Genomic DNA, 23,612 nt, shown 5'->3' with positions numbered 1-23,612 from the left:
TTTCCATGCCCGGTAACGGGCACTTAATTGAGTTATTTGCATGTTCCTGAAACCGATTTATTTGCGCTGCGCGCTGTTGCTATGCGGCGTCACTCTTTTATCTGCCTGTGACCGTAAAGCGGCTGAACAGAGCGAGACGATGGTGATTGAAGGTAAAACCATGGGGACGTTTTACCGCGTCAGTCTGGCAGGCGTGGATAAAAGTCGTGAAGCCGCGCTGCGCGAACAAATCGAGGCGCAGCTTAAAGAAGATGATCACCAGCTTTCGACTTACAAAAAAGACTCGGTGCTTTCGCGCTTTAATCAGTATCAGGGCAGCGTGCCGCAACCCATCAGCGCAGGCATGGCCGATGCGATTGTCACGTCTATGCGCATCGGAATGCTGACCGGCGGCGCGATGGATATCACCGTTGGCCCGCTGGTCAATCTTTGGGGCTTCGGGCCTGACAAACAACCGGTCAAAACGCCGACGCCTGATCAGATTGCCGCAGCACGTAAACTGACCGGATTACAGCATCTGAAAGTGATCCAGCAAAGCGACGGACAGTATCTGCAAAAAGATTTGCCGGGAATGTACGTGGATCTTTCAACGGTCGGCGAGGGTTACGCCACGGACCATCTGGCGCGGCTGATTGAAGGCAATGGCATCAGTAATTATCTGGTGTCTGTGGGCGGTGCTGTGGTGTCCCGCGGACATAATGCGAAGGGCAATCCGTGGCAGGTAGCGATTCAGAAGCCAACGGACAAGGAAACGGCCGTGCAGGCGATTGTCGATTTGCAGGGCATGGGTATCAGCACGTCCGGCAGCTATCGCAATTATTACGAACTGGATGGCAAACGCCTTTCGCACATTATTGATCCCGCCACGGGTTCGCCGATCACGCACAAGCTTGTATCCGCGACGGTGATTGCGCCCACCGCGCTGGAAGCCGATGGATGGGATACCGGACTGATGGTGCTGGGCACGCATAAAGCGCTGGCGCTGGCGGAAAAACAGCATCTGGCCGTATATCTGATCACCAAAGAAGGTGACACGTTCAAAAGTTATATGTCGCCGCAGTTCAAAGCCTATCTGAAAGACCCGGAATAAAGATTGTGTCGGAATTTTATTCGTGCTGAAGGCGTGAGCCGTCAGGCAATTGGACGTGAGAAAGGGCTGGCAGAGGGAAGGGAAACGCTGCTTCAGATCCTCGGTAACTGAAACAGCGCTGCCCGATTTTAGTGTTTCGAGGTACTTATCAGCTCGAAAAGCACCACGGTGCGGGATGTGCAGATATATTCGCGGCCGAATTCGAAATTATGTTCGTTAACGTCATCCGGCTGGAAGGTGTCGAAAATATGCCGCCAGCTTTCGCCGTGTGCAACGGAAGGCAGCGTGAACACCACGTCTTTGTGTGAGGCGTTAAATAACAGCAGGACCGTACTTAATGAACCCTGACGCAGTAAACCGGTCGGCTGTGCGCGACCGTCAAGCAGCATCGCAATGCATTTGGCGTGCGGATCTTTCCAGGCTGCATCGGTCATTTCCGGCCCCTGTGGCTGGAACCAGCTGACATCTTTCACGCCCAGCTTCTCGTGAACCGCACCGGTGAGAAAGCGCCCGCGATGTAAAATAGGGAAGCGTTTACGCAGCGCAATCAGCCGGTAAGTGAACAGCAGTAACGCCTGACCTTTTTCTTCGATATTCCAGTTAATCCACGCAATCTCAGTGTCCTGACAATAGGCATTGTTGTTGCCATTCTGCGACCGCGCAAACTCATCACCGGCCAGCAGCATCGGCGTACCTTGTGAAAGCAGCAGTGTCGCCAGCATATTGCGCATCTGCCGTAACCGGAGTTCATTGATGGCCGGATCATCACTCGGGCCTTCCACACCGTAGTTGGCAGAGATGTTGTTATCGCTGCCGTCCTTACCATTTTCGCCGTTGGCTTCGTTGTGTTTGCTGGCATACGAAACCCAGTCATTGAGCGTAAAACCGTCGTGCGCGGTAATAAAATTCACTGAAGCGTAGGGCTTGCGGCCACGGTGATTGAACAAATCCGCTGAACCGGAAAGCCGTGTGGCGAACTGCGCCAGCTGGCCTTCATCACCTCGCCAGAATTTGCGCACCGTATCGCGGAAACGGTCGTTCCATTCCATCCAGCCCGGCGGGAAGCCGCCCACCTGATAACCGCCGGGGCCACAATCCCAGGGCTCAGCAATCAGTTTGCACTGGCTTAGGATCGGATCCTGACGGCAGGTATCGAGAAAACCGCAACCCTCGTCGAAACCGTAACTTTCACGTCCGAGAATGGTAGCCAGATCAAAGCGGAAACCATCGACCTGCATTTCTGTCGCCCAGTAACGCAGGGAATCGGTAACCATTTGCAGCACACGCGGATGGCTGAGGTTGAGGGTATTTCCGGTGCCGGTATCGTTAATGTAATAACGTTTATTGTCCGGCATCAGCCGGTAATAACTGGCGTTATCGATGCCTTTAAAAGAGAGCGTCGGCCCGAGTTCGTTTCCTTCCGCCGTGTGGTTGTACACCACATCGAGTATCACCTCGATATTGGCGGCGTGCAGGGTGGCAATCATTTGCTTGAACTCATTTACGGTCTGCGTCGCCATATACTGCGGATGCGGTGCAAAGAAACTGAGTGTGTTATACCCCCAGAAATTATGCAGTCCTTTATCCTGCAAATGCCGGTCATCAGTGAATGCATGAATGGGCATCAGCTCGACCGACGTCACGCCCAGCGAGCGGATGTATTCCACAATGTGCGGGGTACTCATGCCGGAAAATGTTCCGCGCAGATGCTCGGGAACCGCCGGGTGGCGCATGGTATAACCGCGAACATGCGTTTCGTAGATCAGCGTTTTTTCCCACGGAATGTGTCTTTTACGTGAGCGAGCCCAGGAGAAAGCCGGGTCGATTACACGACACTTGGGCAGAAACTCTGCGCTGTCGCGGTTATCAATGTGCAGGTCTTTTTTCGGGCTCTGCATATCATAGGCGAAAAGCGCATCGTCCCATTTCAGCTCACCAACAATCTGTTTAGCATACGGGTCGAGCAGCAGTTTGGCAGGATTAAACCGGTGTCCGTCATGCGGTGCATACGGGCCATGCACGCGATAGGCATAAAGCAGGCCAGGACGGGCATCGGGCAGATAACCATGCCAGACCTCATCGGTATATTCCGGTAGCTCAATCACGTCGTACTGTTCGCCGTCTTCATTGAAAAGACACAGCTCGACTTTAGTGGCATTCGCCGAGAAAAGGGCGAAGTTCACACCCAGTCCGTCCCACGTTGCACCCAGCGGTACGGGCAATCCTTCACGGACGCGGGTGGTGTGTCCGGAATCGAAACTGCGAACAATTTCGCCGTCACTGTAGGGATGGATAATCCGCACGCCGAGTTCATCCACGGCGATATCAACCTGAGCATGTGAAGGAACTGTGCGAACTTCTTCCGTTGTGGCGGTAGGTTTACTTGTCTTGCTTGACCGGGCCTTTGTCATACTTGACGTCACTCCGTTTCAGGGAAATCTGACAAAAAAATGCCGAAAGAGGGCCATCTGCGCATGCACAGACGATAACAACGAGTGTAGACCGGAGTTTGGAACTTCTCCCGTTAACCGTCGAAAAGCTGTACAAGGCGCCGGGCTTCAATGATAGTGAGAACAAAAAGGCTAGCCTGCTAGTTATTGTCTGACTTTATCCCGAGGAACTCCCATGACCATCGCGTTACTCAGCCATGTCGATCTTGATGCTGGCTATCCTGACCGGTTCGAAGCGGCCGGTTTTACTCTTTATTTTGCGACGACACCTGAACAACGTACCTCGCTGGATCCACAGACAGCGCAGCAGATCCGCGCGGTGCTGACTATCGGCAGTATCGGTTTAAGCGCGGCAGAAATGGATAACCTGCCCAATCTGGAAATCATATGCGCGCAAGGTGTCGGGTATGAACATATTGATGTGGTTGCTGCGAAACAGCGCGGTATTCATGTCACACATGGTCCGGGAACCAATAATTCTTCCGTGAGCGATCACACGCTGGCGCTGATGCTGGCGATCACCCGTAAAATCCCGCAATTTGATGCGGCGGTGCGTGGCGGAGAATGGAAAAAAGCGCGCTGGAATACGCCGGGAATGGCGGGTAAGCGTTTAGGGATTATCGGCATGGGCAACATCGGCAGTCTTATTGCACACCGCGCTGCGGGCGGGTTTGATATGGAAATTGCATATCATAACCGTCGTCCTCTGCAGGACACGCCATACCGTTATTTCCCGGACATCACCGGACTGGCGCAATGGGCCGATTATCTGGTGGTCGCCACGCCGGGTGGCAAAGACACTGTCAGGCTGGTGGATGCGGACGTGCTGCGCGCGCTGGGGCCGGATGGATTTGTGATTAACATTGCCCGCGGCAGCGTGGTGGATAGCGGGGCGCTGATCGCCAGTCTCCAGAATCATGAAATTGCCGGCGCGGCGCTGGACGTGGTTGATGGCGAGCCAAAGGTACCTGCACAAATGCTGACACTGGATAACCTGGTCATCACGCCGCACGTGGCAGGCCGTTCGCCAGAATCCGTGGAAAACATGATGACGCTGGTGTTATCTAATCTCACGGCGCATTTTAGCGACAAACCGGTCATGACCCCGGTGCCGCAATAGAACGTTTTCACCGCTCGCCTGCACCCTGACATAAACGCCGCCTGACGGCGTTTTTTTACGAGTGTCATCCCGCCGTTAGTCAGAAAAAGCATAAGACACAGCTTTTTCTTATTTGTCTGGCATAGCAACAGATCGTAACAATAGGGTTTTGGCAAGCAAGAGGCAGACAGCGGTGAACTTTCAACAACTCAAAATTATACGGGAATCAGCGCGATGCAATTACAACCTGACTGAAGTCTCGAACATGTTATTCACTTCACAGTCAGGGGTCAGCCGCCATATCCGCGAGCTGGAGGATGAGCTGGGCGTTGAGATATTTATCCGTCGTGGTAAGCGTTTGCTGGGGCTGACGGAGCCCGGTAAAGAGTTGCTGGCTGTCGCCGAAAGGATCCTCAACGAAGCCCAGAATATCCGCCGTCTGGCCGATGTTTTCTCGAAAGAGGACGCCGGCGTTCTGACTATTGCCACGACACATACACAGGCGCGTTACAGCCTGCCGAAAGTCATCAAAGCATTCCGCGCGATTTATCCCGGTGTACGTCTGGAATTACATCAGGGCTCGCCGCAGGAAGTTCTCGCGATGCTGCTGAGCGGGCAGGCGGATGTGGCCATCGCCAGTGAAAAACTGATGAACGACCCGGCTGTGGCGGCGTTTCCCTATTACCGCTGGCATCACGCGATAGTCGTTCCGCAAGGTCATCCGCTGACGTTGCAGCATCCGGTGACATTGCAGCATCTCAGTGAACAGCCGTTAATCACTTATCGTCAGGGGATCACCGGTCGCTCGCGTCTCGATGAAGCGTTCAGCCGCGCCGCGCTCACCGCCGACATCGTGCTCAGCGCTCAGGATTCCGATGTGATTAAAACCTACGTGGAATTAGGGCTGGGTGTCGGCATCCTGGCGGATAAAGCGTTCGAAGCTGCCCGTGATACTGGCCTTCAGCTGATTAACGCCGAGCATTTGTTCGAAGCCAACACCGTCTGGCTGGGGCTGAAAAAATCGCAATTGCAACGTAACTACGTCTGGCGGTTTATTGAATTGTGTAATCCGGGACTGTCGGTGAATGAGATTAAAGAGAAGGTGTTTACGACGGGGGGAGAACCGGTGATTGACTATCAGATCTGAGGGGCAAGCCCCTGGGTTAAGGTCAACACCTTGGGTTGCCACCCAAACTGGCCTTAAGGTTAAGGTTAAGGTCGTGGGCGTCGGCCCACACCGACCAGAGACCCGGTAACGCGCGGGCCTCTGGACTCCGCGCTTTTCTAACTGCGCGCTGTCGCGGGTATGACGGACATGTTCCGGCGCATTAGCGAGTGGCGCAAATCCATGTGCTTCGCACTGCCTTCTCTCGGTCTTCGAGCCGCAGGTCTCGAAGCCGCTCCGTTCAGCTGAATTTTTAGCACGCCAATCAACCTTTTTAAAAGATGAAAAACAGTCTGCCGTTGATTTTAAGATGGTGCGGGCGATTCAGAAATCTTGCTGAATGAGAGGTTGCAGACCTTAGGCTGCAATCCCGAAATGAAGGAACCGCGCAGCGGCAAGATTTCCAGCCTGTCGCTGCGGCAACTGAAACATAGCTAGCGAGCGGAGCGCGCAGTGAAAAAGCGAAGGGAGATCCAAGAGGGAAAAAGCATTTTTCCCTCTTGGTCGGTTTCGGCGCAGCGCGCTAAGTGATCGCAGCAATTGAGAAACCGAAATTGGCTTTGGCAAGACTTAACCCGCCTGGCAAGGCAAATTTCACATATAAAAAAACCGGTCCTGAGACCGGTTTTTTACCTTCGCTAAACGCGAAATTTACACCGCCGGTTTAGCGATCACATTGCGATTTTCCATGCGAACTTCCGCAATGTTCACATCAATGATGTCGCTCTGACGGTAGGCCACTTCGCCTTTGATCAGCACGGTGCCGGTATCAGCGCTGCATACCAGTTCGTCGCGCACACTGTGCAGGAACGGAGCAGGGATGAACGCCACGGCGCCGATATCTTGCAGACGTACTCGCAGACCGCCGCGGGTGACATCGATGATTTCAGCGCTGAATTTAACATCAGTGCCGACTTTATCTTCCAGATAACGCGCATATAGCCAGTCACCAACATCGCGCTCGGCCATGCGGTTGGCACGGCGGCGTTCTGCCAGCTGAACAGTCATCTCGTCCTGAGGTTTCTCAGCAGACAGTTGCAGGATCATCGCTTTCAGCAGACGGTGGTTCACCATGTCGCCGTATTTACGGATTGGCGATGTCCAGGTGGCGTAAGCTTCCAGACCCAGGCCGTAATGCGGCCCAGGGGTGGTGCTGATTTCTGCAAAAGTCTGGAAACGACGAATACGGCTGTCGAGGAACTGCGTTGGCAGCGCATCAAGTTTACGGCGCAATGCGCAGAAACCTGGCAGCGTCAGCAGTTCTTCAGCATTAGCTTCCACGTCGTTGGCCTGCAACACGGTCACTGCGTTTTCTACCAGCAGCGGATCAAAACCGGTATGCACGTTGTAAACGCCGAAACCGAGGCTGTCACGCAGGGCGATAGCCGCACAGACGTTGGCGGCGATCATCGATTCTTCCACGATGCGGTTAGCGATACGACGATGCTCAGCGACGATTTCCAGCACGTTGCCTTTCTCGCCTAATACGAAACGGTAATCAGGACGATCTTTGAATACCAGTGCATGTTCGGTGCGCCATGCGCTGCGTACGTCACAGACGCGTTTCAGCAGACGAATCTGCGAGGCAATGACATCGCTGGCCGGTTGCCACTCGCTTTTCTCATCCGCTTCCAGCCAGTCAGACACATCGTCGTAAGCCAGTTTGGCTTTGGATTCGATGGTCGCGGCGAAGAAGCGAATATCACTGCTCAGTGCGCCATCGGTGCCCAGCGTCACAGAGCACGCCAGAACCGGACGGCTGACGTCCGGCCACAGGGAACAGATATCATCAGACAATTCACGCGGCAGCATCGGGATGTTGAAGCCCGGCAGATAGTTAGTGAATGCGCGTTTTTTGGCAATATTGTCGAGATCGCTGCCTTCACTGACATAAGCCGTCGGGTCAGCAATCGCGATAGTCATTTGCAGGGTGCCGTCGCCGTTGTCTTTCACATACAGCGCGTCATCCATGTCCTGCGTGCTGCCGCTGTCGATGGTGACAAATGGCAGGGCAGTCAGATCTTCGCGGGTCAGGCCTTCATCGCGCAGTTCAGCGATGTCAGATTTTGGCGCTTCACGTTCGAGATTATGACGTGCCAGCGTTACCCACCACGGGGCGAGATCGTCGGTGCCGGTGGTGATCCATTCGGTGATTTCAGCCTGGAAGCTGTGATCGCCTTCTTTCAGCGGATGGCGGCGCATTTCAGCCACACACCAGTCGCCGTCGCTCACTTCATGATTGATATTGCGGGCAACGCGGCACTGAATGGAATCACGTAATAAAGGATGGTCCGGGATAATGGAAAGACGGTCGTCTTTCTTGGTCACGCGGCCTACAAAACGGCTGAGGAACGGCTCAACCAGCGTTTCCGGCTGGACGATTTCACGCTCTTTCTCAGTTTGCAGGGAGGCAATGACGCGATCCCCGTGCATGACTTTTTTCATGTACGGAGGCGGAATGAAATAGCTTTTTTGACCGTCTACTTCAAGAAAGCCAAAGCCTTTCTCAGTGCCTTTCACGATGCCTTCGACACGTGGAGTCTGAGAGTGAAGTTGCTGTTTTAGCTGCGCGAGCAGCGGGTTATCTTGAAACATATCGTCCAGAGAATTGGGGGTTAATGTGGCTCGATTAGCGGCAGACAGTTTTACGCGATCTGGCCCCTTCGGGCAAGCGGCATCTACCCCTTTCGCCTCATAACCCTGAAGCGAAAGGGGAGATTTGCGCGATGGTGCGCAAGTCTGACTTAAGCGATACGTTGCAGGTCGACTTTTTGATCGCAGCGACGGATAGTCACCGGAACAGCTTTGGAGGTCGGGGTGTGGGTCTGGTCGCCAAAACTGGACATCGGCACCAGCGGATTGGTTTCCGGATAATAAGCCGCCAGATTACCGCGCGGAATGTCGTAGCTGACCAGTTTGAAGCCGGTAACTTTACGCTCGATGCCGTCGTTCCACAGCGTTTCTATTTCCACCAGTTCACCGTCTTTCAGGCCTAAATCAGCCAGATCCTGCGGATGGATGAACAGCACTTCGCGCTGGCCGTAAACGCCACGGTAACGGTCATCAAGGCCGTAAATGGTGGTGTTGTACTGGTCGTGCGAACGCAACGTTTGCAGGGTGAACGGCGCATTTTGATCGCCCATCGGGATCAGCACGTCCGGCAACGGGGCCGCGCTGAAATTCGCCTTGCCGCTGAGCGTGTTGAAATTCAGTTCCGCTGCCGCATTGCCCAGATAGAAGCCGCCTTTAATATCACAGCGTGCATTGAAATCTTTAAAGCCAGGAATGGTCGCTTCGATGTGGTCGCGGATCAGATTGTAATCGTCAGCCAGCGCCATCCAGTCGAGGTATTTATCACCGAGAACGGCATTGGCGATACCGCAGACAATCGCGGTTTCGGAACGTTGTTCTTTCGATAACGGAATGCCGACGCCTTCAGAAGCATGCACCATGCTGAAGGAGTCTTCAACGGTGATGAACTGCGAACCGGTGGCTTGCATATCCAGCTCAGTACGCCCCAGTGTTGGCAGGATCAGCGCTTCTTTGCCCGGTGTCAGGTGAGAGCGGTTGAGTTTGGTGCTGATTTGCACAGACAACTCAAGATTACTCAGCGCCCGTTCGGTGCGCGGTGTGTCCGGTGCCGCCGCTGCCAGATTACCGCCGAGGCAGATCAGAACTTTGGCTTCTTTACGCAGCATCGCTTCCAGCGCTTCAACGGTGTTATGGCCCGGCACGCGCGGTGGCGTGAATTTAAAGTGGCTTTCCATGGCATCAAGCAACGCTTTTGGTGCTTTTTCATCGATGCCCATGGTGCGGTTGCCCTGCACGTTACTGTGGCCGCGAACCGGACACAGACCGGCACCCGGTTTACCGAGCTGACCAAACAGCAGTTGCAGGTTAGTGATTTCACGCACGGTCGGAACGGAGTGTTTATGCTGTGTTATGCCCATCGCCCAGGTACAAATAACGCGTTCGGCGTTCATATAAATAGACGCCGCTTCACGCAGATCCTGTTCGCTCAGACCGGACTGTTCGGTGATTTTTTCCCAGCTGGTGGCATCCACGACGGCCAGATACTCATCCACGCCAACGCTGTTAGCCGCGATAAAATCTTCATCGAAAAGGGAAGGCTGGCCGGAAGCGATACGCTCACGGTGAGTCTGCAACAGCGCTTTGACGATACCGCGCACGGCGGCCATATCGCCACCTAGATTCGGCTGATAATACGCCGCACTGATGCGACCGGCTTTCGGTGTGACCACTTCCAGCGGTTTTTGCGGATCGGCGAAACGTTCCAGACCACGCTCACGCAGGGTGTTAAAACTCACCACTTTTGCGCCACGGTCAGAAGCATGACGCAGGCTGTGCAGCATACGCGGATGGTTGGTGCCCGGGTTCTGGCCAAAGACGAAAATGGCATCGGCTTTTTCAAAGTCATCCAGACGGATAGTGCCTTTACCGACGCCGATACTTTGTTTGAGGCCGACACCGCTGGCTTCGTGACACATGTTTGAGCAGTCAGGGAAGTTGTTGGTGCCGAACATGCGGCCGAAGACCTGATACAGATACGAGGCTTCGTTACTGGCGCGGCCGGAGGTGTAAAAATCTGCCTGATCCGGGTTTTCCAGACCTTTTAGATGACTGGCGATCAGTGCGAAAGCGGCGTCCCAGCTGACGGGTTCATAATGATCAGTTTCGCGGTTATAACGCATCGGGTGAGTCAGGCGTCCCTGGTATTCAAGGAAATAATCGCTTTGTTCGCGCAGCTTGCTCACGCTGTGTTGCGCGAAGAATTCAGGCTCAACGGCTTTACGGGTGGCTTCCCAGCTGACGGCTTTCGCGCCGTTTTCACAGAAGCTGAAGGTGCTGTGGTTATCATCGCCCCAGGCACAGCCCGGACAGTCAAATCCACGACCTTTGTTAACACGCATCAGGTTACGCAGGTTAGACAGAACTTTTTTACTGTCGAAGACGAAACGGGTGGTTGATTCCAGTGCACCCCAGCCGCCGGCCGCGCCGTGGTAGGGTTTGATCTCAGTTTTGAATTTCATAATTATGCTTCGCAGGTGATTTTTGTCTGATTTTAAACAACCGCAACGATGAATTGTTAACCGGATTGTTAATTTTATGTCACAAGTTTAGGAGGGGTATGCGCTGCCGTCTAATCGAATGCCATGATGGTGTGATAGAAGCGCTCTATCGCAGGAAAATATCGGGGAATAACGCAAATAGCGTCTAAAAATCAGGGGCGGGAGCGCACTGCCAATCAGTTTGAAAACAGCGGGTTGTGATAATGAAAACTAATGACCTCGCGCGATGTGGTTTTCGGCTGAAATTAACACAAGTTGTAACAGTATCGTTTCATTATGAAATGCTTAGCAAAAGACTAAGGGTTTTTCTGCGAGTAGTTTTAGTGCAACCTATGCCGCAGATTTTGAATCCATAGTTTTTTTGTATAGAGTGCGGATCAGTTTATGCCCCGACTCTGTAGCGCGTTTAAGGAAGATTCAGTGAAACGTAGTGTAATTAGTGTCTTATCTTGTGTATTGATGTTCTCCGCAGGCAGTGCGAAAGCTATCGCACCACTGGATTTCCCTGTTGTCCCGCCGAGCATTGATGCAGCTTCTTTTGTGCTGATGGATTATGCCAGTGGTGATGTGCTGGCCGCCGGCAATCCGGACGACCGCCGCAATCCGGCAAGCCTGACCAAACTGATGACAGGTTATGTCATTGACCGCGCACTGGATCATAAAAAAATCACCATGGACGATGTGGTCACCGTGCCTCAGGAAGCCTGGGTTGCCGGTAACAAGAGCCTGGAAGGTTCTTCGCTGATGTTCCTCAAACCGGGTGACCGTGTGAGCGTGCGTGATCTGATCCGCGGCATCATCATCACTTCCGGCAACGATGCCTGTGTGGCGATGGCCGATTATGTCGCGGGCAGCCAGGACTCATTCGTTGGCATGATGAACCAATACGTCACCAGCCTCGGCCTGACCAATACGCATTTCGAAACCGTCCACGGTCTGGATGCACCGGGTCAGTACACCACGTCTTATGACCTCGCGAAGCTGTCCCGCGCCATTATCGGCGGTGAGCCTGAGGAATATCGTATGTATGCCGAGAAATCGCTGACGTACGACAACATCACCCAGCAAAACCGTAATGGCCTGCTGTGGGATAAAAACCTGCAGGTGGATGGCCTGAAAACCGGTCACACTGAAAGCGCCGGTTTCAACATCATCGCCTCTGCGACGCAGGGTGATCGCCGTCTGATTGCCGTTGTCATGGGCGGTAAAAGCTCAAAAGGGCGCGAAGAACAGGCGCGTAAACTGCTGACCTGGGGTTTCCGCGAATACACCAGCAAACAGATTTTCAAAGCGGGTCAGACCGTTTCGGATGAGCACGTCTGGTTTGGTGCTGCTCCTCAGGTGAAAGTCGGTTCCCTCAGCGATGTGTTTATCAGCGTGCCGCAGGCTGACGCCGATAAACTCAAAGCGCAATATGTGCTGACCAATCCGCAGATTGACGCGCCGCTGAAAAAAGGTCAGGAGCTCGGCAACATTAATATCGTGGATAACGGCAAAGTCATCAAAACCGTGCCGCTGGTGGCACTGGAAGATGTCGCAGAAGGCGGGATCATCAGCCGTGCGATTGATTACGTGAAATTGAAAATCTGATTCGATTTTCTGAACGTAAAAGGCGCCGCTTCGGCGCCTTTTTTGTCCCTGAGATTCACATCAAATTTCCCGGCCTGAAAATCGAGAATTGTCACAATTGATTGTTAACTAAGTGTAATTTATTTTGAAGTCACCGGACGAATGGCTCACATCCGCCCGGTGAGTGTGCAAGATTTCAGAATACTTTGGAGGAGAAGTCGGTTTTCACTTCGCTTTCGATGTAGGTATTTAAGCCCCATCCGGCACGGGCCAGTTCTTTCATCTTCTCAAGATGCTCAGGGCCGGGGTGGCGGATGTCGTAGAGATAAACGTGGTTATTCTTGAAACGGACTTTGATCGAATTGGCATCAATCTGGAAGCTGACGACCTGTGAATCACCGCTTTTATTGGCGTAATTTTCCATGCTGCATCCTGTTAGCTAAGCCTGATTTCTGGCGACGTCTTCTATTAACCACGTCCGGCTTTCAGTTACAGGGTGATAGTTCACATTATCAGCACGTTAAGTCAGGATGATTGGCGTAACTAATGGCGGGCGGCGGAAATAGCGAGGTGAACCGGCACCTGCTGAGCGCCGGTGCCGTCATTGTGATGCGGTTATTTCAGCAGGAACGAGTGATCAAACGTGCCGGTGACATTCAGGGCGACGGGCAACAATCCCTGCTCATGATAGAAATCCGCCGTTTGCTGTTGCTGCGTTTCCGTCGCGGCATCAATCGGTTGCCAGTAGGATTTACGTCGCTCAAACCCGAGTTTCGCCGCATCCAGCGGGAAGCCGATGATTTTCGCCAGCTTCTCGCTATAGGCATCCAGATTCTTATAGGCCCAGATTTGCGCATCGCTCAGACGTTGCAGGTAGTCGGCAATCGCCTCACGTTTGGCTTTATCTTTAAGCGCGGTATCTGTTGCCGCCAGGAAACTGTTGCCCGACCACAAACCGCGGCCATTCACCAGAACCCGCAGATGATCCTGTGTTTCGGCGAAAGCGGTGTAAGGTTCCCACGTTGCCCAGACATCCACGGAACCCTGGGTCAGCGCCAGTTTGGCGTCGCTCGGCGGCAGGAAACGGAAGGTCACGTCTTTGGCCGTCAGTCCGGCAGATGTCAGCGCTTTTAGCGCCACGAAATGCCCGATGGAACCGCGGTTCGTGGCAATACTTTTACCTTTTAAATCCGCCGCGCTTTTAATCGGGCTGTCCGGTTTTACCAGCAGCGCGGTGCCATAGGCATCCGATTTATCCACGGCAATAGCTTTCACTTGCGCGCCTGCGGCTTCGGCAAATAACAGGGGGGCATCACCGATAATACCGACATCCACCGCCTGCGCATTCAGCGCTTCAGCCAGTGGCGCGGCGGCAGGGAATTCTGACCACTCAATTTTGTACGGCAGATTATCCAGTTTATTGGCCGCCTCAAGTTGCGCCCGCATATTGCCTTTCTGGTCGGCCACCCGCAGGGTGATTTGTTCGGCATTGACCGCAAAGGCGCTGCCAATCAGCGAAACCAGCAGCAGAAGATTTTTCACATTCACTCGCATCAGGGTTCCTTATACCAGCGTGGTGGCGGCGGTTTTATTTTGTGCCTGACGCGCAGCGATTTTCTGCCTGGTCAGCGGGATCAGACTTTTACCGTATTCGGTGGCGTCATTGAGAGGATCAAAACCGCGGATCAGGAACGTGGTGATCCCCAGTTCGTAATATTTCAGCAGGGCTTCGGAGACTTGTTCCGGCGTGCCGACCAGCGCGGTGGAGTTTGAACCGCCGCCAATCAGTCCGGCAATGCCGGTCCAAAGGCAGGAATCCAGACGGTCGCCTTGTGCTACTGCCTTCAGTAAACGCTGTGCGCCGACACTTTGCGGTTTAGCCGCCAGCGCCTGACCTTTTTCAGCCTGCTGTGCGGTGGCTTTCGCGAGGATTTCGTCGGCTTTGGCCCAGGCTTCTTCCTCGGTTTTACCGAGGATCGGGCGGAATGAAATACTGAAATCGATCTCCCGCTGATGTTGTGCCGCAGACGCTTTCACCGCTGCGACCGTTTCCGCAGCACTTTCCAGCGGCTCACCCCAAAGCGCGAACACATCTGCCTGTTTTCCGGCAACGCGAATGGCGTCATCAGAAGAACCGCCGAAAAATACCGGCAGCTTTTTCTGATATGGCTTAATGGCGGAGAAGGCGTTTTCCGCCTGATAAAACTCACCCTGATGATCAAAGCCCGTTTCCGAATACCAGCTCTGTTTCAGCACATCGATATATTCGTCCGTGCGCTGATAGCGGCCAGATTTCGGCTCGAAATCGCCGTCACGACGCTGTTCGGCGTCACTGCCGCCGCTGATGATATGCACGGCGACGCGTCCTTCCAGCAGGTGATCCAGCGTGGCAAGTTTGCGCGCTGCCAGTGTCGGGGCGACAAAGCCCGGACGATGTGCCAGCAGAAAATGGATACGGGAAGTGCTGGCACCGGCGTGCGCCGCGACCAGAAATGCGTCAGGCTGATCGGAGGCGTAAGCCACCAGAATGCGGTCAAAACCGGCATCTTCATGGGCTCTGGCGAAATCGGCGATGTATTTTTTATCGAAAATCGGGCCTGTAGGCGGGATGATTTCAGAAGCCAGACGATGGCCGATCATACCAATAAATTGCACGCTCATAAGCTGTCACTCCTCAGATGAGGCCAGCGAATGAAGGTCTGCGCTGGCAGGAGATATCACCTTAAACGGCAACCTACTATGTGAGAAATTCATTATCTTCATAAGCTAATATGAAAAATGTGCATTACAGGATGCGAGAGAAATAAACGGAGTTAACCAGCGGGATCGCACGGGTGAATTATTTTCGGGAGAAGGGTGTAAAAGGGGGGTATCAGAGATGCACCCTCCCTCAGACAGAGGAAGGGGCGGAGTAAAATGATTACGTGATTGCTACGTTACTGGGAATCCTGGCTGGTGCCGGTTTTCGGGCTGGCAGCAGAGCTGTCTCCCGCATCCGCAGTTTTGGTGTAAACAATTTTCTGACTGTCATTACCGCAATGGCCGACGACCTGACCGCCGCTCTGGTCAGCCTGATCGTTAGGAACGATGTCCAGTTTGAACCCGGATTCAGGCAAACCGTTTGCCACAATTTTTTGGGTAATGTCTGCTTTGACGCTTTCACAGGATGCCTGTGCCATCAGAGGTGCAAACATCACGACAGCGAGACCAGCTAAGAGTGTCTTTTTCATCATTCATTCCTTTTATGAGAACCGGCGTATTACTTATTATGAGAAGAAATAATTATCTAAAGAATAAGTTTAGCAGATATGCCGTGGCGGTAAGATTTACCGCCACGGGTGAGAGACAATCTGGAAGGAAATTATTACGGCGCCATCAGCTGACGGCCTGTACGGCGGTCGAGGCAGCGTTCAGTGTTCGGTTCCCAGTACGCATTGATGTTCTGGCTGGCTTCACACTTATCGCGCAGATCTATGGCGTTGTCATATTTGGAGAAATCCTTCTCGTTACGCTGATTTTTCATCGCGCGCAGACGCTGGGTTTCATTCCACTGTTCTTTGCTCTGACGTGCTTCTTCGTTGGTCATGGCATCATTGCCGGTACCGCCAAAGACACAGGTTCCCCCCGCACAGTTGGTGGCAGCTTGCACAGGAACCTGCCAGCCGGCGGTCATGGCCAGCAAAGCAACAGGAAGCATGGCGCGCGTCAGTCGGGTTATAAACGTTGTATTCATTAGCTAATCCTTTTAATTTACACATCGCTCAGGCGAATCATTGAATTATAACACCCACCTGAATGGCGTCACCCTTTGCCTGTAAACTGGTTGATATCTTATTGAAGTCCGCACTGTAAACCTGGCTCAACTATGCTCAAAACATCTTTACTGTTCTTTGCCACAGCGCTGGCGGAAATCATAGGCTGCTTTTTACCTTATCTCTGGCTGCGCAAAGGGGGCAGTATATTGCTGCTGCTTCCGGCGGCTCTCAGTCTGGCGGCGTTTGTCTGGCTGCTGACCCTGCATCCGGCGGCGAGTGGCAGGGTATACGCGGCTTACGGCGGTGTGTATGTCATGACCGCGATGTTGTGGCTGCGGTTTATCGATGGCGTGAAACTCAGCACCACCGACTGGCTGGGCGCGTGCGTCGCGCTGGCGGGGATGCTGATCATCATTTCAGGCTGGAAAGCGTCATAAGCGATTACTGCGACAACCTTTCCATCAGCACAATGACTTTCTGAATCACGATTTGCGCAGCGCGGGACAGCTGACGGCGGGGCGCAACGCACAGAGCCAGCGTCAGCGGTTTGGCCGTCCGTCCCTGCAGCGGTACAAACGTCAGCCGCTTTTCCTGTAAATCAGGCAAAACATCCAGCAGGCTGAGCACGCCAACCCCGGCACCTTTACGAATGAGTTCGCGCATCATGCGCACGTCATTACAGACGATCGACGGTGTTTCCAGCAACTGATAGCGGTTGTACAGCAATCTGGCGCGGGCATTCACCATCAGCGGTTCCGAGGGAATGATCTGCCGGTAGGAGGCGATATCGCTGAAAGACAGCGATTCCTGCTGTGAAAGTTCGTGTCCGACCGGCATGGCAATGCCGATGGGTAATTCCGCGAAAGCCCGCACTTCCAGCCCGGTATGCTCCACCGGATCCAGCAACAATCCGAAATCGACCTCTGCCGAACTTACCTGTTCGCTTATATTCCGGCTGTCTTCTATACGGATATCAAATGTCAGATAAGGATGTTCTGCGCCCACTTCCGCAATCAGCTCCGCCACCATGCCTTCGCTGAGTGCTGCGATCATCGAAATAGTGACGTGTCCGCGCCGCAATCCCTGGATCTCATCGAACCGTTCCTTTGTGCGGGAAAATTCTTTTCGCCAGCGTCGGATGTCATCAAACAAAATTTCGCCCGCAGAGGTCAGTTTCAGGCCTGTGGGCAGGCGTTCGAATAATGGGGTTTCCAGCGTCTGTTCGGCCTGCAATATCTGCCGGTTTATGGCCGAGGCGGAGACATGCAGCACTTCTGCCGCTTTGCGCAAACTTCCTGTTCGGGCGACTTCAGTAAAATATTGCGAAAAACGGGAGAATGGGGACATGGGTGTACTAATTTATGCAGTGAATAAGTGAGATATCTATTATGGACTGCATCACTCAATTTTCCTAGATTGTGCGATGCCCCTTTGTAAAACAATCACCTCAGGTCGTTTTACAGTCAAAATGGGCAAATGACAGGGTTCGTCAAAACACGTTTTAGCTCGTGTGCCGCTATCAGTGATGGAAAGCGGGGCGAACGGTGGCATTTGCACCGCTGGCACACGATCGTGTTTTGAAAAACAACACTAATAACAAGCGTGCATGTTTGAAAACCAGACTCAACGTGATCATGCGACCAAGAGATACCTTCTCATGTTAGAAAAACTATTTAAGTTAAAAGCTCACCGTACTAACGTGCGGACTGAGATTGTGGCAGGACTGACTACATTTTTAGCAATGGCCTATATTCTGTTTGTTAACCCGTCTATTTTGGGCGCGACGGGGATGGATAAAGGCTCAGTATTTGTGGCAACTTGTCTTGCTGCCGCAATCGGTTCCGCACTGATGGGCTTTATCGCCAACTATCCGATCGCACTGGCGCCGGGCATGGGTCTGAACGCCTTCTTCACCTATACCGTCGTGCTGCACATGGGTTACACCTGGCAGATCGCATTGGGTGCAGTTTTCCTCTCGGCCTGTATTTTCTTCGCGTTATCTATTTTCAAAATCCGCGAATGGATTATCCGCAGTATTCCGTTGCCATTGCGTTCGGCGATTGCGGCGGGTATTGGTTTATTCCTGGCGCTGATTGCGCTGGAAAACGCCGGTATCGTCATTGCTAACCCGGCAACACTGGTCGGTCTGGGCGACCTGACCAAGCCTGGCCCGCTGTTCGCGATGCTCGGTTTCATTCTGATTGTTGTGCTGGAAGCGCGTAAAATCACCGGTGCGGTGCTGATCGGCGTGCTGGCTGTGACTGTTCTGGCGATTGCCCTGGGGTATTCTCCGTTCGGTGGCGTGATGTCTATGCCTCCGTCGATTGCGCCAACCTTCATGCAGCTGGACATTAAGGGCGCATTCAACGTTTCGCTGATAAGCGTGGTGTTCGCGTTCCTCTTCGTGGATGTGTTCGATAACTCCGGAACCCTGATTGGCGTGACCAAACGTGCAGGGCTGGCGGATGAAGACGGCAATATCCCGAAAATGGGCCGTGCATTGGTTGCTGACAGCGCCGCTGCGTTGTTTGGTTCTCTGCTGGGGACGTCGACAACCACCAGTTATATCGAATCCGCCGCGGGCGTGAGTGCCGGTGGACGTACCGGTCTGACAGCGATTGTGGTCGCAATTCTGTTCCTGCTGAGCCTGTTCTTCGCTCCGCTGGCGGGCAGTGTTCCGGCATTCGCAACTGCACCGGCGCTGCTGTTCATCGCGGTTCTGATGACCTCTGGTCTGGCAGAAATCGACTGGAAAGATATTACCGTTGCTGCACCGGTCACCGTGACTGCGCTGACCATGCCATTTACGTACTCTATTGCTAACGGCATCGCGTTTGGTTTCATCACCTGGACGCTGGCAAAACTGCTGACCGGTCGTGCGCGTGAACTGAATGCAGCGCTGATTGTGCTGTCTATTCTGTTCGTGATTAAACTGGGCTGGCTGAGCGCGTAATACGCTGAGTGATGAGAGAGGCGCGACCATCGGGTCGCGCTTTTTTGGCCGGACGCCTGAGTTCAGGCAGCGGATTTTCCCGCAGAAGGGAAGTTCTCAACGCGAATATCAAATTCGGTGAAAAGTGCGACAGGACGTTTTTTAGCACCGAAAATTTCCATTTTCACAAACCCGCGGTTTTCCAGTGTCTTCAGCGTCTTGGACAAATTACTTTTGTGACGTCCCGCCAGTGCGGCCAGCTCCGTAACGGTTTCTGGTTTTTGTTCATGCATCAGACTCAGCAGCGCGATGTTTTCCGAGCTGAGGATCTGGGCGAGAGCCGCCAGTGAGTTGTACCAAATCTTAGGTTCATCGGCTGCCGGTTTGTAGCTGCCGTTGAGTATTGCCAGCATGCGCTGACGCACCATGTCTTCGGGCATTACGCCTATCCGTGCTTTCATTATGGCCTCTTAACATCCCTGATGATTGAGTCTGTTGCCTTCCAAAAATCATTAAGGAGCTGGAAGGGCGATGTAAAAATGTAGGGCTTGCCTTTGTGGCCGATGCCCTGATGAAAATGATCGTAGGTGACTGTTCTGCCGTTAAACACACCGCGCCTTCCGGAAATAACGGCATGGCTGTTATCCATGCCATAAATCCGCTGATCGTGATGATCATGCAAGGTCAGATTGTAGCGAATACCATGCGGCACAGTGGCTGTTTTCGGAACCCTCCGTGCTTCTATATTCCACCAGTAACCCGATTCGGTGTAATTAACCCAGCCATCTAATTCAAGTAAATGTTCGAGTCCTTTCTCATAACCAGCATCCATCTTACAATCCGTATGTTGTGAGGCGATCATAACTCTTTGCGCGAAATACAACCAGCACATTCGGGAAGTAAAATGACGCTTCCGGTGAAATTACACCAATAAAAAAAGCAGCCGGAGCTGCTTTTGTTGTAAATCAGGAAGCAGTATCACGCTTCGCGATGTACCTGCAAGCCTGCCAGAGACTGGCTGACTGGCATCATTTCAATGCTGTTGATGTTGACGTGCGCAGGCAGGGTTGAAACCCAGAATACCGATTCCGCGATATCTACAGCGGTGAGCGGGTTGGTGTTGTCATAGGTCTTGCTGACTTTCTCATCGTCGCCTTTGAAACGCACGTTAGAGAATTCAGTTCCGCCGCACAGGCCCGGTTCGATGTTGGTGACGCGCACATGGGTGCCATGCAAATCGGAGCGCAGATTCAGGCTGAACTGACGGACAAACGCTTTGGTTGCGCCGTAGACGTTACCGCCAGCATAGGGCCAGTTACCTGCGGTAGAACCGATGTTGATCACATGACCGATATCACGCTCTACCATGCCCGGCAGAACTGCGCGGGTCATGTACACCAGACCTTTGGTATTGGTGTCGATCATCTTGTCCCAGTCTTCCAGCGACGCTTTATCGGCTTTTTCAAGACCCAGCGCCAGACCGGCGTTGTTCACCAGCACGTCGATGTTACGCCAGTCAGCAGGCAGGCTGTCGATAGCGTCCTGAATGGACGCGCGGTTAGTCACGTCCAGTTCTACTGCGTAAAGTGCGTCTCCCAGCTCGGCTTTCAGATCATCCAGGCGCTCTTTACGGCGACCGGTTGCAATCACTTTGTGGCCTTCTTTAACAAATCGACGTGCGATTTCTGCACCAAATCCGGCGGTAGCGCCGGTAACAAAAATAATCATCCCGGTATTCCTCTGTTTTAAGCAAGGTGCGCTTGAGGCGCACAAAAGAAACTCTGTAAGTATTAACACAAAAATAACGAGACCGGCATCATCAACCGGTCTCAGTGCGTATCATTTTGTTGCGGTTACTTCTTCAGATACGGCGCGATCAGCGATAAGTCCGCCGCAGAAAGGCGGTCGGGTGCGGTCTGCGCCTGATGCCAGTAAGGATACAACAAAGGCAACTGGCTGACTTTATTAAGTCTTTCAATTTCTTCGTTATTGAGGGTTAAGTCAGCGGCGAGCAGGTTGTCCTGTAACTGTGCGTCAGTACGTGCGCCGACAATGACAGAGGTGACTTGCGGACGGGCAATCAGCCACGCCAGCGCAATCTGCGCCGCAGACACACCGCGGGCTTCAGCGATTTCCACCAGCACATCGACCACATCGTACAGTGCGCTTTCATCGCGCACCGGCGGTTCGCCCCAGTCAGCCAGATGGCGTGTGCCTTCAGGTGCCGCCTGATTACGGCGATATTTACCGGAAAGCAGACCGCCCGCCAGCGGACTCCATACCAGTACGCCAAGTCCCTGATCTTGCGCCACCGGCAGCAGTTCATACTCAGCTTCACGCGCCTGCAGGGTGTAATGGATCTGCTGGCTGACGGGGCGGATATAATGATTCGCCTGTGCCACGCCCAGAGTTTTCATAATGTGCCAGGCGGAAAAGTTCGATACGCCGACATAACGCACTTTGCCGCTGGAAACCAGATCGTCCAGCGCGCGCAGCGTCTCTTCCAGCGGCGTCAGGCCATCCCATTCATGCAACTGATACAAATCCAGATAATCGGTGTTCAGACGTTTCAGGCTGGCTTCACAGGCGCGCAGAATATGGTGGCGGGATGAGCCGCGATCGTTCGGACCTTCGCCCATCGGGAAGCGGGCTTTACTGGCGACCAGCACGTCGTGGCGTTTGCTGCCCAGCGCCTTGCCTAAAATCACCTCTGATTCACCGCCTGAATAGACATCCGCGGTATCGAACAGATTAACGCCGGCATCGAGGCACAATCCAATCTGGCGCTGGGCGGCACCGACGTCAGTTTGTCCGGTTTTGGCAAATTTGCCCTGACCACCAAACGTCATGGTGCCCAGGCTTAGAACTGAAACTTTCAGACCAGAATGGCCTAACAAACGGTATTCCATGGTATTTCTCCATTTTTCGGAAACGTGATTTCAGTCTGACTGCGCCTTTATTTTTCCGGCACAGCCGGTCGGGGTACAGATTCTTTTTTACGCCTTATTTCATCGCCTGCGGTTTTATCGAGAGTCAGGCTGTCGAGCGTGCCCGCCAGCGAAAACAGACCAATGATGATAAAGGCAATGTGAAACGTGTCGGTTTGCAATGTCTCTCTGGCCGGTAAGAAGTGTCCGGCAATACGCAGGGAAAGTGCGCCGATGGCAATTCCGAGGCCGGTTGAAAGCTGCTGAGCCGTATTAAACAGCGTATTCGCGCCGCTCATTTGCCCGGCCGGAACCTGCGAAAAAGCCAGTGTATTGAGTGCCGTGAACTGCATGGAGCGGGTCATGCCACTGGCGAACAACAGTAACAGTGTCAGTGCGGTCGGGACCTGAGGCGTGAGCAACGCACAGGCAAAAATAGTCACTGAATTCAGCAGGCCGTTAACCAGCATAATCGACTTAAAGCGGAAACGATGCAAAATCGCCGAGGTAAAAGGCTTCATCGCCAGATTTCCGGCGAAGACCGACAGTACCAGCAAACCGGCATCAAAGGCGCTCATGCCGTACGCCAGCTGGAACATCAGCGGCAGCAGGAAAGGCAGGGCGCCGATGGCCACGCGAAACAGCGATCCACCATAAATTGTGACGGCGTAACTTTTAATGTTCAGCGCCACCAGAGGTAACAGCGGATACGCAGCGCGCTTTGAATGCCATATTGCCAGTGCGCCGGCCACCAGCGCGGCGCCTATCATGGCGAACGGTTTCCAGTCGAAATTTCCTTCGTTGAATTTATCCAGCCCGAAGATCAGCCCGAGGCAGGCAATGCCGGTCAGTACGAAACCAGTAACATCAAAGGGCACGCCTTTTTCGCCCTGGAGCTGCGGGATAAGCCTGCGCGCAAACAGCAATGCGACCACGCCCAGCGGAACATTGAGGATAAAAATCCAGTGCCAGGAAGCGTAAGTGGTAATGAAACCACCGAGCGGTGGCCCGAGGATTGGCGCCACCAGCCCAGGCCAGGTGATGGTGGCGATAGCGCGGATCAAATCCGATTTTTGCGTATTTTTCAGTACCACTAAACGCCCGACCGGCACCATCAGCGCACCTGCGAATCCCTGCAACATGCGCGCCGCCGTAAACGTGCCGAGACTCACGCTGGCGGAACACAGTACCGAGGCGAGAGTAAACAGAACAAGCGCCATCGAGAACACATTGCGCGTGCCGAAGCGGTTAGCAATCCAGCCGCTGGCAGGAATAAAAACGGTCAGCGTCAGAATATAGGCTGAAACGCCGATGTTCATATCCACCGGATGCACGCCGAAATCTTTCGCCATTTGCGGCAGCGCGGTGACGATCACCGTGGCATCGAGGTTTTCCATAAAGAAAGCCCCTGCGACCAGCAGTGGCAACGCAGAACCTGGCGGAAGTGAGAATTTTTTGTTTGAGAAGAAGCTCATAGAAGGTAAGCGCGCTAATGAATCAGGCAAGGTCTGAGCATAGCGCATCGCAGGATAGCG

Annotated in this window: 20 protein-coding genes; 6 read left to right on the top strand and 14 right to left on the bottom strand. The window is 53.5% G+C overall.

Annotation, left to right across the window (positions count from 1 at the left end; translation table 11 throughout):
- Positions 1-40 precede the first annotated feature (40 nt).
- On the top strand, positions 41-1,090 hold the full coding sequence (apbE, locus tag EC840_RS04335; protein ID WP_132964071.1) for an FAD:protein FMN transferase ApbE: 1,050 nt from the start codon (positions 41-43) through the stop codon (positions 1,088-1,090).
- Between the two features lie 128 nt (positions 1,091-1,218).
- Here the strand turns inward: apbE and glgX are convergent, their stop codons facing one another.
- Complete coding sequence (glgX, locus tag EC840_RS04330) at positions 1,219-3,501, bottom strand: glycogen debranching protein GlgX (protein WP_112288679.1); 2,283 nt, start codon at positions 3,499-3,501, stop codon at positions 1,219-1,221.
- Positions 3,502-3,715: 214 nt separating this feature from the next.
- Between glgX and EC840_RS04325 the strand changes: the two genes are divergently transcribed.
- Together EC840_RS04325 and cbl are read left to right on the top strand one after the other, a co-directional pair.
- Positions 3,716-4,660 (top strand): 2-hydroxyacid dehydrogenase, encoded by a 945-nt coding sequence (locus EC840_RS04325; RefSeq protein WP_132964070.1) that lies wholly within the window; start codon positions 3,716-3,718, stop codon positions 4,658-4,660.
- Positions 4,661-4,832: 172 nt separating this feature from the next.
- Positions 4,833-5,786 carry an HTH-type transcriptional regulator Cbl gene (cbl, locus tag EC840_RS04320; protein WP_120162544.1) on the top strand — a complete coding sequence of 318 codons (954 nt, stop codon included), beginning with the start codon at positions 4,833-4,835 and terminating at the stop codon, positions 5,784-5,786.
- A gap of 669 nt (positions 5,787-6,455) precedes the next feature.
- Here the strand turns inward: cbl and EC840_RS04315 are convergent.
- The gene (locus tag EC840_RS04315) at positions 6,456-8,399 is read right to left on the bottom strand and encodes an exoribonuclease II (protein ID WP_132964069.1); all 1,944 of its coding nucleotides are present in this window, start codon (positions 8,397-8,399) and stop codon (positions 6,456-6,458) included.
- 149 nt (positions 8,400-8,548) lie between these two features.
- Positions 8,549-10,855 (bottom strand): FdhF/YdeP family oxidoreductase, encoded by a 2,307-nt coding sequence (locus EC840_RS04310; protein WP_132964068.1) that lies wholly within the window; start codon positions 10,853-10,855, stop codon positions 8,549-8,551.
- A 459-nt stretch (positions 10,856-11,314) separates the two neighbouring features.
- On the opposite strand from EC840_RS04310, the gene EC840_RS04305 reads away from it, so the two are divergent.
- Positions 11,315-12,484, top strand: coding sequence for a serine hydrolase (locus EC840_RS04305; RefSeq protein WP_112288586.1), 1,170 nt, complete (start codon positions 11,315-11,317; stop codon positions 12,482-12,484).
- A gap of 175 nt (positions 12,485-12,659) precedes the next feature.
- On the opposite strand, the gene EC840_RS04300 is transcribed toward EC840_RS04305, so the two are convergent.
- From EC840_RS04300 to EC840_RS04280, 5 genes are all read right to left on the bottom strand, one after another.
- Entirely contained in the window at positions 12,660-12,887 is a 228-nt protein-coding gene (locus EC840_RS04300; RefSeq protein WP_015697366.1) for a hypothetical protein, read from the bottom strand.
- A gap of 191 nt (positions 12,888-13,078) precedes the next feature.
- Complete coding sequence (locus tag EC840_RS04295; RefSeq protein WP_132964067.1) at positions 13,079-14,017, bottom strand: ABC transporter substrate-binding protein; 939 nt, start codon at positions 14,015-14,017, stop codon at positions 13,079-13,081.
- A gap of 9 nt (positions 14,018-14,026) precedes the next feature.
- Complete coding sequence (locus tag EC840_RS04290) at positions 14,027-15,124, bottom strand: LLM class flavin-dependent oxidoreductase (protein WP_132964066.1); 1,098 nt, start codon at positions 15,122-15,124, stop codon at positions 14,027-14,029.
- Between the two features lie 275 nt (positions 15,125-15,399).
- Entirely contained in the window at positions 15,400-15,693 is a 294-nt protein-coding gene (locus tag EC840_RS04285) for a DUF1161 domain-containing protein (RefSeq protein WP_112288583.1), read from the bottom strand.
- A 134-nt stretch (positions 15,694-15,827) separates the two neighbouring features.
- On the bottom strand, positions 15,828-16,196 hold the full coding sequence (locus EC840_RS04280) for a DUF1283 family protein (protein WP_112288582.1): 369 nt from the start codon (positions 16,194-16,196) through the stop codon (positions 15,828-15,830).
- A gap of 132 nt (positions 16,197-16,328) precedes the next feature.
- Between EC840_RS04280 and EC840_RS04275 the strand changes: the two genes are divergently transcribed.
- The gene (locus EC840_RS04275; protein WP_112288581.1) at positions 16,329-16,655 is read left to right on the top strand and encodes a YnfA family protein; all 327 of its coding nucleotides are present in this window, start codon (positions 16,329-16,331) and stop codon (positions 16,653-16,655) included.
- Between the two features lie 4 nt (positions 16,656-16,659).
- Here the strand turns inward: EC840_RS04275 and EC840_RS04270 are convergent, their stop codons facing one another.
- Complete coding sequence (locus EC840_RS04270) at positions 16,660-17,565, bottom strand: LysR family transcriptional regulator (protein WP_112288580.1); 906 nt, start codon at positions 17,563-17,565, stop codon at positions 16,660-16,662.
- A 310-nt stretch (positions 17,566-17,875) separates the two neighbouring features.
- Between EC840_RS04270 and EC840_RS04265 the strand changes: the two genes are divergently transcribed.
- The gene (locus tag EC840_RS04265; protein WP_112288579.1) at positions 17,876-19,171 is read left to right on the top strand and encodes an NCS2 family permease; all 1,296 of its coding nucleotides are present in this window, start codon (positions 17,876-17,878) and stop codon (positions 19,169-19,171) included.
- 62 nt (positions 19,172-19,233) lie between these two features.
- On the opposite strand, the gene EC840_RS04260 is transcribed toward EC840_RS04265, so the two are convergent.
- From EC840_RS04260 to EC840_RS04240, 5 genes are all read right to left on the bottom strand, one after another.
- Entirely contained in the window at positions 19,234-19,611 is a 378-nt protein-coding gene (locus tag EC840_RS04260; RefSeq protein ID WP_132964065.1) for a MarR family transcriptional regulator, read from the bottom strand.
- A complete protein-coding gene (locus EC840_RS04255) occupies positions 19,611-19,982 on the bottom strand; it encodes a DUF6516 family protein (protein ID WP_129638253.1) in 372 nt (123 codons plus the stop codon). Before EC840_RS04255 ends, EC840_RS04260 begins: the two co-directional genes overlap by 1 nt.
- A 146-nt stretch (positions 19,983-20,128) precedes the next feature.
- Positions 20,129-20,878, bottom strand: a complete 750-nt coding sequence (ydfG, locus tag EC840_RS04250) for a bifunctional NADP-dependent 3-hydroxy acid dehydrogenase/3-hydroxypropionate dehydrogenase YdfG (RefSeq protein ID WP_112288578.1) — start codon at positions 20,876-20,878, stop codon at positions 20,129-20,131.
- Positions 20,879-21,003: 125 nt separating this feature from the next.
- Entirely contained in the window at positions 21,004-22,059 is a 1,056-nt protein-coding gene (locus tag EC840_RS04245) for an aldo/keto reductase (protein ID WP_129638252.1), read from the bottom strand.
- Between the two features lie 47 nt (positions 22,060-22,106).
- Entirely contained in the window at positions 22,107-23,552 is a 1,446-nt protein-coding gene (locus EC840_RS04240; protein ID WP_132964064.1) for an MFS transporter, read from the bottom strand.
- Between the last annotated feature and the right edge of the window lie 60 nt (positions 23,553-23,612).

It is taken from the genome of Rahnella sp. JUb53, assembly GCF_004346065.1.
GTDB classification, from domain to species: Bacteria; Pseudomonadota; Gammaproteobacteria; order Enterobacterales; family Enterobacteriaceae; genus Rahnella; species Rahnella variigena.
The sequence above is the reverse complement of the archived record's forward strand: the minus strand, read 5'-3'. Positions and strand labels throughout refer to the sequence as shown.